This is a genomic window from Paraburkholderia sp. 40 (assembly GCF_050434105.1).
GTDB classification, from domain to species: domain Bacteria; phylum Pseudomonadota; class Gammaproteobacteria; order Burkholderiales; family Burkholderiaceae; genus Paraburkholderia; species Paraburkholderia tuberum.
The window spans coordinates 3622562-3635987 of the sequence record NZ_JBNPVY010000004.1; the positions used below are offsets into that span (position 1 = coordinate 3622562).

Below are 13426 nucleotides of genomic sequence, written 5' to 3' on the forward strand. Positions count from 1 at the left end.
GCAAAGCCCGTGCCCCATCGCCCCCGCTCGCCCCTCGCGGCATCTTGTACTCACGGAAAACGGCCCCAGTTACGCCTTTTTCCCGCTATCAGCACACCGTAACGGCGGTCTGGAAAAGTCGTTATAGTAGCAGGTTTGGCCTCTTTCCCTTTCCGCAGTTCATGGAATAAATCCGTGGAACAAATCCGTATTCGTGGGGCTCGCACCCACAACCTGAAGAACGTCAATCTCGACCTACCGCGTCACAAGCTCGTCGTTATCACGGGGCTTTCGGGCTCCGGCAAATCGTCGCTGGCGTTCGATACGCTGTATGCGGAAGGACAGCGGCGCTACGTCGAAAGTCTGTCCGCCTATGCGCGGCAGTTCCTGCAACTGATGGAAAAGCCGGACGTCGACCTGATCGAAGGCTTGTCGCCGGCTATCTCGATCGAACAGAAGGCGACCTCGCACAATCCGCGCTCGACGGTCGGCACCGTCACCGAAATCCACGATTATCTGCGTCTGCTGTTCGCGCGCGTCGGCACGCCCTACTGCCCCGATCACGAGATTCCGCTCGAAGCGCAAAGCGTGTCGCAGATGGTCGACGCGGCGCTCGCGCTGCCCGAGGAAACGCGCGTGATGATCCTCGCGCCCGTCGTCAGCGATCGCAAGGGCGAGCACACGGATCTGTTCGAGGACATGCAGGCGCAAGGCTTCGTGCGCTTTCGCGTGCGCTCGGGCGGCGGCACCGCCAACGAAGGCACCGCGAAAATCTATGATGTCGACTCTCTGCCGAAGCTGAAGAAAAACGACAAGCACACGATCGACGTCGTGATCGATCGTCTGCGCGTGCGCCCCGACATGAAGCAGCGCCTTGCCGAATCGTTCGAAACGGCGCTGCGTCTCGCCGACGGCCGCGCGATCGCGCTCGAAATGGATACGGACAAGGAGCACCTGTTCAGCTCGAAGTTCGCCTGCCCGATCTGCTCCTATTCGCTGCAGGAACTCGAGCCGCGCCTGTTCTCGTTCAACAATCCGATGGGCGCGTGCCCCGAATGCGACGGCCTCGGCCAGATTACGTTCTTCGATCCGAAGCGGGTGGTCGCGCATCCATCGCTATCGCTAGCGGCGGGCGCGGTGAAGGGCTGGGACCGGCGCAACCAGTTCTACTTCCAGATGCTGCAGAGCCTCGCAGCGTTCTACGACTTCGACATCGACACCGCGCTCGAGGACCTGCCGGAGAAAGTCCGCAAGATCCTGCTGTACGGTTCGGGCAAGCAGGAAATTCCGTTCTCGTACATCAACGAGCGCGGCCGCACGTCGGTGCGCGAGCACGTGTTCGAAGGGATCATCCCGAATCTGGAGCGGCGCTACCGCGAAACCGATTCGTCCGCGGTGCGCGAAGAACTCGCCAAATACCAGAATAACCAGCCATGCCCGGCGTGCGCGGGCACGCGGCTGCGTCGCGAGGCGCGCTTCGTGCGCATCGGCGCGGACAGCGACGCGCGCGGCATCTTCGAGATCAGCGGCTGGCCGTTGCGCGATGCGCTCGGCTACTTCCAGACCCTGCGCCTCGAAGGCTCGAAGCGCGAGATCGCCGACAAGGTCGTCAAGGAAATCGTCGCGCGTCTGATGTTCCTGAACAACGTCGGACTCGATTACCTGTCGCTCGAACGCAGCGCCGAAACGCTGTCGGGCGGCGAAGCGCAGCGCATTCGCCTCGCTTCCCAGATCGGCTCGGGGCTGACCGGCGTGATGTACGTGCTCGACGAACCGTCGATCGGCCTGCATCAGCGCGACAACGACCGGCTGATCTCGACGCTCAAGCATCTGCGCGATCTCGGCAACTCGGTGATCGTCGTCGAGCACGACGAGGACATGATCCGCATGGCCGACTATGTGGTCGACATGGGCCCGGGCGCCGGCGAGCACGGCGGCATGGTGATCGCCGAGGGCACGCCGAAAGAGGTGCAGAAGAACGCGGCGTCGCTGACGGGCCAATACATGTCCGGCGCGCGCACGATCGAATACCCCGACGAGCGCAAGGATCCCGACGAGCGGCGCCTGCGCATCGTCGAGGCGTACGGCAACAATCTGCACAACGTCACGCTCGATCTGCCGGTGGGTCTTTTGACCTGCGTGACCGGCGTGTCCGGCTCGGGCAAGTCGACGCTGATCAACGACACGCTGTATCACGCGGTCGCGCATCATCTGTACGGCTCGGCCACGGAGCCTGCGCCGTACGAGTCGATCGAGGGCCTCGAGCACTTCGACAAGGTGATCAACGTCGATCAGTCGCCGATCGGCCGCACGCCGCGCTCGAATCCGGCCACCTACACGGGCCTGTTCACGCCGATCCGCGAGCTGTTCGCGGGCGTGCCGGCCGCCAAGGAGCGCGGCTACGATCCGGGGCGCTTCTCGTTCAACGTGAAGGGCGGGCGCTGCGAATCGTGCCAGGGCGACGGCGTGCTGAAGGTCGAAATGCACTTCCTGCCCGACGTGTACGTGCCGTGCGACGTGTGCCACGGCAAGCGCTACAACCGCGAAACGCTCGATATCCAGTACAAAGGCAGCAACATCAGCGAAGTGCTCGACATGACGGTCGAACACGCGTACGAGTTCTTCAAGGCCGTGCCGGTCGTCGCGCGCAAGCTGAAAACCCTGCTGGACGTGGGTCTCGGCTATATTCGCCTGGGTCAGTCGGCCACCACGCTGTCGGGCGGCGAGGCGCAGCGTGTGAAACTGTCGCTGGAACTGAGCAAGCGTGATACCGGTCGCACGCTATACATCCTTGACGAACCGACTACCGGCCTGCACTTTCACGATATCGCGCAGTTGCTGGAAGTCATACACCGGTTGCGTGACCAGGGTAATACCGTCGTGATCATCGAACATAATCTCGATGTAATCAAAACTGCGGACTGGGTCATCGATCTCGGCCCCGAAGGCGGCGCCGGCGGCGGGCAGATCATCGCCCAGGGCACGCCCGAGCAGGTCGCGAAGTCGAAGGCCAGTTTTACCGGCAAATATCTGGCGCCGCTGCTCAAGCGCGCCGCCACCACAAAGTAACGCTGCACTACCGAGGTTGGAGACGGGATAAGCCATGACCAAGCGTAATCAGGCGCGCGAAGAAGATCGGGTGCAGGACCTGCGCCCGCGCCCGGTCAGGCTGACCAGCGACATGAGTCTGCCGAAGCTGTCGGCGGTCGAGATCGGCAGCTACGTGGTGATGCTGTTCGGCATGTGGGCGGTGATCGAACTGAAGCTGCTCGGCGCGCTGCTCGCCGGGCTGCTGGTGTTTCAGCTCGTGCATATGATCGCGCCGCGCATCGAGCGTCACATGTCGAGCAAGCGGGCGCGCTGGCTCGCGGTGGTGATTCTGTCGACGCTGATCGTCGGCGCGCTGACGGGACTCACGCTCGGCATCATCTCGCATTTCGAGAACGACGTGCCGAGCGTGCAGGCTCTGCTCGATCAGGCCATGCAACTGATCGACCAGGCGCGCGGCAGGATTCCCCAATTCGTCGCGAACTATCTGCCGGTCGACACCGAGCAGATGAAGACGAAGGCCGCCGAACTGATGCACACGCACGCGAACATGCTGCAGCAAAGCGGCACGACCGTGGCGCGCGCGTTCACGCACGTGCTGCTCGGCATGATCATCGGCGCGATCATCGCGGTCGGCGCGCAAAAGCATATCCAGCGGCTGCCGCTGTCCACCGCGTTCGTCACGCGCGTCACGCGTTTTGCCGACGCGTTTCGCCGCATCGTGTTCGCGCAGGTGAAGATCTCCGCGCTGAACACGGTGTTCACCGCGATCTTCCTGCTCGTGATCCTGCCGGTTTTCCATGACCGGCTGCCGCTGTCGAAGACGCTCGTGCTCGTCACGTTCATCGTGGGTCTGCTGCCGGTGATCGGCAATCTGATCTCGAACACGATCATCGTCGCGGTCGCGTTGTCGGTGAGTTTTCCGGCGGCGATCATGTCACTTGTGTTCCTGATCCTGATTCACAAGCTCGAGTACTTCCTGAACGCGCGGATCGTCGGCGGGCAGATCGAGGCGCGCGCGTGGGAGCTGCTGATCGCGATGCTGGTGATGGAAGCGGCGTTCGGTCTCGCCGGGGTCATCGCGGCGCCGATTTTTTATGCGTACATCAAGCGGGAGCTCATTTATTTGCGGTTGGTGTGAGTTGGGCCGAATCGAGTAGCAAAAGTCAGCACTCACTAGCGCTCCGCAGCACACGCGGCAGTCCATGCAGGCGACGAAAGCACAAGCGGCACTTCGGTGCCGCTTTTTTTTGCTTCCGCGACCCTGCAGCGTCGCCTCTTGCTGACAGAAAACTTGCAGCCGACCGCGTCAACCCCCAAGATGCGAACAATTCCTATTTACACACCGTCCGCATCGTGACGTTTCACCTGATCGCCCACCCGCGTCTCCGTCTGGGTCCCTGTTGTGCGTTGCCGGCTCGCGCATGAGACGCCAGCTTGTCCGCCTGCACCGTTGGTTCGGCGTCGCGACCGCACTGTTTCTGTTCGTCGCGGGCCTTACGGGCGCGATCATCGCGTGGGACCACGAGCTCGATGCCGCGCTGAACCCGTCGTTTTACCAGGCTCGCACGGTCGGGCCGACGCTGTCCGGCCTCGAACTGGCGAATCGCGTCGAAGCCGCCGATCCGCGTCTTCGGGTGACCTATCTGCCGCTCGCGGTCGAACCGGGCCACACGCTGCAGATGATGGTGCTGCCGCGCACCGATCCGGCGACGAAGCAGCCCTATCCGCTCGATTTCAATCAGATCGCCGTCGATCCCGTCACCGGCGAGATCCAGGGACGCCGCGAGTGGGGCGCCGTGTCGCTCGCGCGACTCAACCTGATTCCGTTCATCTACAAGCTGCACTACACGCTGCAGTTGCCGTTTACCGGCGGTGTCGACCTTGGCACCTGGCTGATGGGGATCGTCGGCATCGTGTGGCTCTTTGACAGCGTGATTGCGCTGTGCCTGTCGTTTCCGAGCCGAAGGCCTGGCGCAAGTCGTTCACGTTCCGCCTGAAACGCGGCGGCTATGCGTTGACGTTCGATCTGCACCGCTCCGGCGGCGTATGGATCTGGAGCCTGCTGGCGATCGTCGCGCTGACGTCGATTTCGATGAATCTGTCGTCCCAGGTGGTGCGGCCGATCGTGTCACGACTGTCGACGCTGACACCCGATCCGTTCGGCGACCCAGAAATCCTGCGCGCGCCGCAACCCGGCGATCAGGTGCTGAGCCGCGAGCGCATCGTCGAACTCGCCGGGCAAGCCGGCAAGGAAATGCATGTCGCCGCGCCGCCGGGCGGGCTCTACTATGCCGAATTCATGCACGCGTACGGCGTCGGCTTCTACGCGCCCGGCAACGACCACGGCGACACCGGCCTCGGCAACCCGTGGATGTATTGGGACGCCGCCACCGGCAAGCGGCTCGCAGCGCGGATTCCCGGCCAAGGCACAGCCGGCGACATCTTCCTGCAGGTGCAGTTTCCGCTGCACTCGGGGCGCATCCTCGGTCTCGGGGGGCGGATCCTGATCAGCGCGGTGGGGGTGGCGGTGGCCATGCTGAGCGTCACGGGCCTGCTGATCTGGCTGAAGAAGCTGAACGCGCGCCGTCATTCCGCGCAAAACGCGAATCTCGCGAGAAGCACGGGCGGCGCGGCAGCGCGTTCGTAACACGAGCAGGTAAAGGACCGCGCCGACCTCGACCGTCGCAGCGTTACTGGCGCGGCTCCTAGCGGAACACCACCGTCTTGCTGCCGTTCAGCACGACGCGATGCTCCACGTGCCACTTCACCGCGCGCGCGAGCGTCACGCACTCGACGTCGCGGCCGATCGCCGTCAGTTGTTCCGGCGTCATGCTGTGGTCCACGCGCTCGACTTCCTGCTCGATGATCGGACCTTCGTCGAGATCGGTCGTCACATAGTGGGCGGTTGCGCCGATCAGCTTCACGCCGCGGTCGAACGCCTGGTAGTACGGCTTCGCGCCCTTGAAGCTCGGCAGGAACGAGTGGTGGATGTTGATCGCGCGGCCGGCGAGCGCCTCGCACAGATTCGGCGACAGGATCTGCATGTAGCGCGCGAGCACCACGAGGTCGGCCTGATGCTCGTTGATCACTTCGAGCACGCGCGCTTCCTGCGCGGTTTTCGCTTCGGGCGTGCCGCCGAGCAGCGGGAAGTGATGGAACGGGATGTCGTAACTCGCGGCGAGCTGGTAGAACTCCTTGTGGTTCGAGATGATCGCCGGGATGTCGATGTTCAACTGACCGGTGCGGTAGCGGAACAGCAGATCGTTCAGGCAGTGGCCGAACTTCGACACCATGATCACGACGCGCGGCTTCACGTTCGCGTCGTGCAATTCCCAGCTCATGCCGAACTGCTCGGCGAGTGTCACGAACGACGCGCGCAGCGCGTCAAGCCCCGGATCGCCGCCCACCTGCTGAAAATGCACGCGCATGAAGAACTCGCCGGTGCGGCTGTCGCCGAACTGCGCGGAGTCGAGAATATTGCTGCCCCGCTCGAACAGAAAGCCTGACACGGCGTGAACGATGCCGGGCCGGTCGGCGCACGACAGTTTGAGGATAAAGCTGTGATCGGTCGACATGACCTCGGTGACTCCCTTCTTCAATGCGTGGTTTGTTTCAGTGGGTACTGGCTGCACGGGTTGAGCTCGACTGATGAGCCTGAGCTAGGCCAGCGCCGGCGGCGCGAACAGCGCGTCGATGCCCTCGCACGCGTCCTCGTCGATCCAGCGGCGGCGCAGCAGGCAATCGAGCGTCGCGAGGCTGGCATCGACGGTCAACGCGCCTTCCTCGATCCAGCGCGCGACTTCGTCGATTCGCGCGAGCCGGTGTTCGCCCACTTCGCCGTCCTGGTTGCGCGGCGCGAAGTCGGCGGGCAGCGCGAGGTCGTAGATGAAAATCTGCTCGGCCTGCGTGCCTTCCGGCAGCGATTGCAGCACGTGCGCGGTGCGGCCGGCGACCGCACTCGCCGCGATCTGCGGCGGAATGCCCGCTTCTTCCCAGCATTCCTTGACGATCGTCTCGGCGATGCCGAAGCCCCAGCCGATCCCGCCTGCGACGACGTTGTCGAGCATGCCGGGGTCGGTCGCCTTGGTATCGCTGCGGCGCGCGATCCACAATTGCGGTGCGCCACGCGGCGCTCCGCCAAAGTGCGCTCCGCCATCCGCATATTCTACGACGCCGTTCAGATGCACCGCGTAGGTCATCGTGCCGAAGAAGCGCGACGCCGCGCGCTCGATATACGCGAGCGGCGGCGCGTCGAACGCATTGCGGATCGCGTACGTCTCGTTGCGCCAGCCGGGGATGCGACCATCGGCGGCGAGCGCGCCGATCACAGAAGCGAGCGCCGCGCTGCGCAGATCGACGGTATCGAACGTGGCGGAGAGCGTCACGCCTTCGTTCGCCATCTCGAACACGTCGGGCCAGCGCGCGAGCAGCGGCACGTCGCGCTCGCGAATCCACCCGACCTGTTCGGCGCAGATCAGAAACGGCCGATGCGCGCTCGCGTCGAAGCGGCGCGCGGCGGTGATGCAGGGCAAAGTCATCGGAAAACTCCAAACTGTCCGCCGTCGTGGCGAACCGGGGCAAAGCAGAAGCGGGCGGATTGCGTGACGACTGTCAGTCGCGCAAGGCGACGCGAATCCCGATCGCGATGAACGTCGCGCCGGCCACGCGATCGAGCCACAGGCCCACGCGCGGCCGCCGACTGAGCCAGCCGCCGATGATCCCCGCGCACACGCCGAATAGCGAAAACACCACGACGGTCTGCAGCATGAACAGCGCGCCGAGCTCCAGCATTTGCACGGTGACGCTCTGCGCGCCGTCCGGCTGCACGAACTGCGGCAGAAACACGACGAAGAACAGCGTGACCTTCGGATTCATCAGATTGCCGAGCACGCTCTGGCGAAACACCGTCGAAAGCGGCTGCGGCGCACGCTCGTGCGCGGTCGCGAGGCCCTGGCTGCGCAGCGCCTTGATGCCGATCCACACCAGATACGCGGCGCCGGCGAGCTTGATCGCTTCGAACGCGAGCGGCGACGAGCGCAGCAGCGCGGCGACGCCGAGCGCCGCGAGTGTCGTATGAAACGTGATGCCGGCGGCAAAGCCGAGCGCGGCGACCAGGCCGGCTGCGCGGCCCTGCGAGATGCCGCGCGCGAGCACCTGCAGATTGTCCGGGCCGGGCGCCACGGTGATCGCGATCGAGGTGGCAAGAAACAGCAGGAAGTTGGGCATCGTGGTGGCCTTCTGGTTGGGCGACTGGTGAACCATGATGGGTGAGCCATATCGTTGAGCCCGGTTGGTTTTGCTCGGCCAACAGGGCTTGTGCGGCTCGTGCGACTTTAGCCGCTGGTACGGCGGGAAACGCTACCGCGCGTCACGGCACGCGCCGTGACTACCTCCCGGTTCAATGACCGTCGAAACTCGTCACGGTATAGAGCGCAAGACCGCCCTCGCCCAGCAGCTTCGAGCCGCCCAGCTCCGGCAGATCGACGATCGCCGCACCTTCCACGACGACCGCGCCGAGCCGCTCGAGCAGCAGTTTGCCGGCCATCATCGTGCCGCCGGTCGCGATCAGATCGTCGATGATCACGACGCGGTCGCCCGGCTCGCACGCATCCTCGTGAATCTCGACGGTCGCGGTACCGTATTCCAGTTCATACGATTGCGAGATCCGCTTGTACGGCAGCTTGCCCGCCTTGCGAATCGGGATGAAGCCAACGCTCAACTCATGGGCGACGATCGGCCCGATGATGAAGCCGCGCGCATCGAGCCCGGCAATGTAGTCGAGCTTCGCGTCGATATAGCGCTGCACGAACAGGTCGATCAGCACACGCAGCGACTTCGGTTCGCGCAGCAGCGGCGTGATGTCGCGGAACTGCACGCCCGGCTGCGGCCAGTCGGGCACCGTGCGAATGTGACTTCTGATGTAGTCGGCCGCATCGAGCGGCGCGCTCGCGAGCGCCTTGGACATGATGTCTCCGGATGGACCTCGACAGGTCCGGTGAAAAGCTTGAATCAGGGTCGCCCGCCAGAACGGGCCAGGCTCACGGGTTCAGGCCGCAGCGGCGCGGCGATGCTTCGACAGCCGCTCCTCGGCTTGCGCCAGTTGTTCGGGCAGACCGCGCAGCACCACGATGTCGCTCGCGCGCAGTTTCGTCGACGGGTCCGGTTCGACGCCGCGGATGCCGTGCCGGCGGATCGCGGTCACTTCGACACCGAGTTCGTACAGGCCCACCTCGGCGAGCGTACGGCCCACCGCGTCGGCGCTCTCGTCGACCGGCACCGATTGTAGCCGCACCTGCTCGTGGCCGTCGTCGTCGTCGATGTCGTCGGCGCCGTGGAAATAGCCGCGCAACAGCGAATAACGTTCGTCGCGCATCTCCTCGACGCGCCGCACCACGCGCCGCATCGGCACACCCATCACGACGAGCGTATGCGACGCGAGCATCAGGCTGCCCTCGACGATCTCCGGAATCACCTCCGTCGCGCCGGCGGCGAGCAGTTTCTCCAGATCGGCATCGTCGACGGTGCGCACGATGACCGGCAGCGTCGGCTCCATCTCGTGAATGTTGTGCAGCACGCGCAGTGCCGACGGCGTGTTCGCGTAGGTGATCGCGATCGCGGCTGCGCGATGCAGGCCGGCGGCCAGCAGCGACTCGCGCCGCCCCGCGTCGCCGAACACGACCGATTCGCCGGCTGCCGCGGCCGCCGCGACACGGTCGGGATCGAGATCGAGCGCGACATACGAGAGCCCTTCATGCTCGAGCATTCGTGCGAGGTTCTGCCCGGCGCGGCCGTAGCCGCAGATGATTACGTGGCCGCTCTGCTTCAGGCTTTGCGTGGCGATGCGCGTCATCTGCAACGACTGCATCATCCATTCGGTCGACGACAGCCGCAGCACGACGCGGTCCGCGTTCTGGATCATGAACGGCGCGGCGAGCATCGACAGCAGCATCGCGGCGAGAATCGCCTGCAATAGCGTCGCGTCGACGAGATGCCGGTCGAGAATCAGGTTCAGCAGCACGAAGCCGAATTCGCCCGCCTGCGCGAGACCGATACCGGTGCGCATCGCGACGCCCGGCGTCGCGCCGAAGAGCCGCGCAAGGCCGGTGATCATGACTGCTTTCAGCAGCACGGGGCCGAGGAAAAAGGCCAGCACGACGAGCGGATGCTCCCAGATCACGCGCGGATTGAGCAGCATGCCGGTGGTCACGAAGAAGAGCCCGAGCAGCACGTCGCGAAACGGCTTGATGTCCTCTTCGACCTGATGCCGGTACGGCGTCTCGGCGATCAGCATGCCGGCGATGAACGCGCCGAGCGCGAGCGACAGTCCGAATTTGTCGGTGATGAACGCGGCGCCGAGCGTCACCAGCAGCAGATTGAGGACGAACAGCTCCTGCGAGCGCCGCCGCGCGACCACGTTGAACCAGCGCGTCATGAAGCGCTGCCCGACGATCAGCAGCAGCGCGAGGGCCACGACGATCTTGATCGCCGCGACGCCGAGCGCGCTGACCAGATTCTCGGAGCGGCCGCCGAGCGCCGAAATGATGATCAACAGCGGCACCACCGCGAGATCCTGAAACAGCAGCACGCCGAAGATATTGCGGCCGTGCTCGGTTTCGATTTCGAGCCGCTCCGCGAGCATCTTGCTGACGATTGCCGTCGACGACATCGCCAGCGCGCCGCCCAGCGCGACGCTCGCCTGCCACGTGATATGCACCCAACGCTCGAGCACGAAGCCGAGCGACACCGCCACCGCGACCGTGCCGATCACCTGCAGCAAGCCGAGTCCGAACACGAGCCGGCGCATCGTGCGCAGCTTGGCTAACGAAAACTCGAGCCCGATCGAGAACATCAGGAACACGACACCGAATTCCGCGAGATTCTGCGCCCCCGCCGAATCGGGAATCAGCCCGAACGCATGCGGCCCGACGACGATGCCGACCGTCAGGTAGCCGAGCATCGGCGGCAGATTCAGGAAGCGAAAGATCACCACGCCCGCCACCGATGCCAGCAGCAGAAACAGCGTCATTTCGAGCGGGGAAATCATCGGCAAAAACGCATGGGTCAAGCGTCCTCGTTCGTCAGCGGAACCGCGCACGAGAACGCCGTGCGACATGATTGATTGGGCCGGCAAAAAAGCTGCAAAAAGGCGGCAAAGCAGCTGAAAAAGGGATTGTCGACAGGCCGATGCAGACAGCGGCTCGGCACAGCAGGCCAGGGGCGGCGAACAGGCGCCTTTGCTATACTCCGCGAATGATAGCGAAAATCAATGGCGACAGGGCACTCACGCTTGCTCGCGACGTACTCGACATCGAAGCGGACGCCGTGCGCGCGCTTCGCGACCAGCTCGACGGCAGTTTCGTCGGCGCGGTCGATTTCATCCTGGGTTGCCGTGGACGCGTGGTCGTCTCCGGCATCGGTAAATCCGGCCACGTGGCCCGCAAACTCGCGGCCACGCTGGCAAGCACCGGCACACCCGCGTTCTTCGTGCATCCGGCGGAAGCAAGCCACGGCGACCTCGGCATGGTGACCGCCGACGACGTATTTCTCGCGCTGTCCAATTCGGGCGAAACCGAGGAGCTGATGGCGATCCTGCCGCTCATCAAGCGGATCGGCGCGAAGCTGATCGCGATGACGGGCCGTCCTGGCTCTAGCCTCGCGCAACTCGCGGATGTGCATCTGAATTCCGGCGTCGCGAAGGAAGCCTGTCCGATGAATCTCGCGCCCACCGCCAGCACCACCGCCGCGCTCGCGCTCGGCGATGCGCTCGCGGTCGCGGTGCTCGACGCGCGCGGCTTCGGCCGCGACGACTTCGCGCGCTCGCATCCGGGCGGCGCGCTCGGCCGACGCCTGCTCACCTACGTGCGCGACGTCATGCGCACCGGCGACCAGTTGCCGCAGGTCACCCCTGAGGCAACCGTCAGCGATGCCCTCTTTCAACTGACCGCGAAGCGCATGGGCATGACCTCGGTCGTCGACCGCGAGGGCCGTGTGACGGGCATCTTCACCGATGGCGACCTGCGCCGCGTGCTCGAACGCGACGGCGATTTCCGCCAGCTGCCGATCGCCTCGGTGATGACCGCGGGCCCGCGCACGATCGGGCCGGATCATCTCGCGGTCGAAGCCGTGGAACTGATGGAGCGTTATCGCATCAATCAGATGCTGGTCGTCGACGAAACGGGCAAGCTGATCGGCGCGCTCAACATGCACGACCTGTTTTCGAAGAAGGTGATCTGATGGCCGTTGCTCCCCCTACCGCTACCGAACGCGCAAGCCGCGTGAAGCTGATGATTTTCGACGTCGACGGCGTACTGACCGACGGCGGCCTGCTGTTCACGGCGGAAGGCGACACGATGAAAGGCTTCAACTCGATGGACGGCCACGGCATGAAGCTGCTGCGCCAGGCCGGCATCGAAACGGCGCTCATCACCGGGCGCAAGTCCGGCATCGTGGCCGCGCGGGCGAAAGAAATGAACATCGCGCATGTCTACCAGGGCGTGCAGGACAAGCCACAGGCGTTCGCCGACCTGCTGCGGCAAACCGGCCTCACCGCCGAGGACTGCGGCTACATGGGCGACGACTGGGTCGATCTCGCGGTGATGCTGCGCGTCGGCTTCGCGGCCGCGCCGGCCAATTCGCATCCCGAAGTGATCGCGCGCGCCCACTGGGTCAGCGAGGCGCGCGGCGGTTACGGCGCGGCGCGCGAAGTGTGCGACACGCTGCTGCGTGCCCAGCACAAATATGAAGCACTGCTCGCGGCGGCGTGCAGCGGCGAGCAACGGGGCCTCGTGGGATGAACCAGTTTCGCCTGACTTCGCTGATCCCGCTCATCGCGATGGCGGCGCTCGCCGGCATCACGTGGTGGCTGCTGCAAGCCACGTTGCCGCGCAAGACCGACGACGAGGTGCGCCCGAAGGAACACACGCCGGACTACTTCGCCGACGACTTTTCGGTGTCCGAGCTCGACCAGTCGGGCGCGACGCAGTACCGGCTGACCGCGAAGTCGCTGGTCCATTACGAGGACGACGAAATGAGCGACCTCGTCAAGCCGGCGATGCGTGCGTTCCAGCCCGGCAAGCCGATCGTCACCGCGACCGGCGACACGGGCACGGTCAACGCGGATGCGTCGATCGTCAATCTGTACCAGAACGCGCGCATCCTGCGCGCGCCCGGCGGCGGCGACCCGCAGATGCAGGCCGATTCCGAGCATTTCAGGGTCCTCGTCAACGACGATGTGATCGAGACTGAAAAGCCAGTTAAACTTCAGCGCGGCATGTCCGTGATGACTGCCAGCGGCATGAAATACAACAATGTCACCCGGTTTATGCAACTGTTCGGCAATGTAAGAGGCGCAATCGCCGCGTCCGATTCCGGCCACTAAGCCAACGCATACCGGGTA

Annotated in this window: 10 protein-coding genes and 1 pseudogene; 6 read left to right on the forward strand and 5 right to left on the reverse strand. The window is 64.7% G+C overall.

Going from position 1 to position 13426, the window contains the following annotated elements; all coding sequences use genetic code 11:
- Nucleotides 1-174: 174 nt before the first annotated feature.
- The 3 genes and pseudogenes from uvrA (at nt 175) to OKW28_RS38735 (ending at nt 5677) form a co-directional block, all read left to right on the forward strand.
- Complete coding sequence (uvrA, locus tag OKW28_RS38725; RefSeq protein ID WP_429453286.1) at nt 175-3048, forward strand: excinuclease ABC subunit UvrA; 2874 nt, start codon at nt 175-177, stop codon at nt 3046-3048.
- Nucleotides 3049-3082: 34 nt separating this feature from the next.
- The gene (locus OKW28_RS38730; protein WP_429453288.1) at nt 3083-4168 is read left to right on the forward strand and encodes an AI-2E family transporter; all 1086 of its coding nucleotides are present in this window, start codon (nt 3083-3085) and stop codon (nt 4166-4168) included.
- 283 nt (nt 4169-4451) lie between these two features.
- A pseudogene (locus OKW28_RS38735) lies at nt 4452-5677 on the forward strand (PepSY-associated TM helix domain-containing protein).
- 58 nt (nt 5678-5735) lie between these two features.
- Here OKW28_RS38735 and purU read toward each other — a convergent pair.
- The 5 genes from purU to OKW28_RS38760 form a co-directional block, all read right to left on the reverse strand.
- Entirely contained in the window at nt 5736-6605 is an 870-nt protein-coding gene (purU, locus tag OKW28_RS38740) for a formyltetrahydrofolate deformylase (protein ID WP_429453290.1), read from the reverse strand.
- An 84-nt stretch (nt 6606-6689) separates the two neighbouring features.
- Nucleotides 6690-7568 (reverse strand): NUDIX hydrolase, encoded by an 879-nt coding sequence (locus OKW28_RS38745; protein WP_429453292.1) that lies wholly within the window; start codon nt 7566-7568, stop codon nt 6690-6692.
- Between the two features lie 73 nt (nt 7569-7641).
- On the reverse strand, nt 7642-8256 hold the full coding sequence (locus OKW28_RS38750) for a LysE family translocator (RefSeq protein ID WP_429454597.1): 615 nt from the start codon (nt 8254-8256) through the stop codon (nt 7642-7644).
- Nucleotides 8257-8428: 172 nt separating this feature from the next.
- The gene (locus OKW28_RS38755) at nt 8429-8995 is read right to left on the reverse strand and encodes an adenine phosphoribosyltransferase (RefSeq protein ID WP_184062472.1); all 567 of its coding nucleotides are present in this window, start codon (nt 8993-8995) and stop codon (nt 8429-8431) included.
- Between the two features lie 81 nt (nt 8996-9076).
- Entirely contained in the window at nt 9077-11074 is a 1998-nt protein-coding gene (locus OKW28_RS38760; protein WP_429454599.1) for a cation:proton antiporter, read from the reverse strand.
- A gap of 206 nt (nt 11075-11280) precedes the next feature.
- On the opposite strand from OKW28_RS38760, the gene kdsD reads away from it, so the two are divergent.
- Genes kdsD through lptC form a run of 3 tightly spaced genes read left to right on the forward strand, consistent with a single transcriptional unit; the run spans nt 11281 to nt 13408 of the window.
- Nucleotides 11281-12264 (forward strand): arabinose 5-phosphate isomerase KdsD, encoded by a 984-nt coding sequence (gene kdsD, locus OKW28_RS38765; protein ID WP_090802947.1) that lies wholly within the window; start codon nt 11281-11283, stop codon nt 12262-12264.
- Nucleotides 12264-12824, forward strand: a complete 561-nt coding sequence (locus OKW28_RS38770; protein WP_184026959.1) for a KdsC family phosphatase — start codon at nt 12264-12266, stop codon at nt 12822-12824. The genes kdsD and OKW28_RS38770 overlap by 1 nt, the downstream gene beginning before the upstream one ends.
- Nucleotides 12821-13408: an LPS export ABC transporter periplasmic protein LptC gene (gene lptC, locus OKW28_RS38775; RefSeq protein WP_429453294.1), complete on the forward strand. Its 588-nt coding sequence runs from the start codon at nt 12821-12823 to the stop codon at nt 13406-13408. Before OKW28_RS38770 ends, lptC begins: the two co-directional genes overlap by 4 nt.
- Nucleotides 13409-13426: the final 18 nt, after the last annotated feature.

Bases quoted from the DNA above. Each gene is read 5' to 3' on its own strand.
- OKW28_RS38745 (WP_429453292.1), bottom strand. From the start codon at position 7,568: ATGACTTTGCCCTGCATCACCGCCGCGCGCCGCTTCGACGCGAGCGCG.
- OKW28_RS38755 (WP_184062472.1), bottom strand. From the start codon at position 8,995: ATGTCCAAGGCGCTCGCGAGCGCGCCGCTCGATGCGGCCGACTACATC.
- OKW28_RS38750 (WP_429454597.1), bottom strand. From the start codon at position 8,256: ATGCCCAACTTCCTGCTGTTTCTTGCCACCTCGATCGCGATCACCGTG.
- OKW28_RS38770 (WP_184026959.1), top strand. From the start codon at position 12,264: ATGGCCGTTGCTCCCCCTACCGCTACCGAACGCGCAAGCCGCGTGAAG.
- OKW28_RS38760 (WP_429454599.1), bottom strand. From the start codon at position 11,074: ATGATTTCCCCGCTCGAAATGACGCTGTTTCTGCTGCTGGCATCGGTG.
- lptC (WP_429453294.1), top strand. From the start codon at position 12,821: ATGAACCAGTTTCGCCTGACTTCGCTGATCCCGCTCATCGCGATGGCG.
- purU (WP_429453290.1), bottom strand. From the start codon at position 6,605: ATGTCGACCGATCACAGCTTTATCCTCAAACTGTCGTGCGCCGACCGG.
- OKW28_RS38730 (WP_429453288.1), top strand. From the start codon at position 3,083: ATGACCAAGCGTAATCAGGCGCGCGAAGAAGATCGGGTGCAGGACCTG.
- kdsD (WP_090802947.1), top strand. From the start codon at position 11,281: ATGATAGCGAAAATCAATGGCGACAGGGCACTCACGCTTGCTCGCGAC.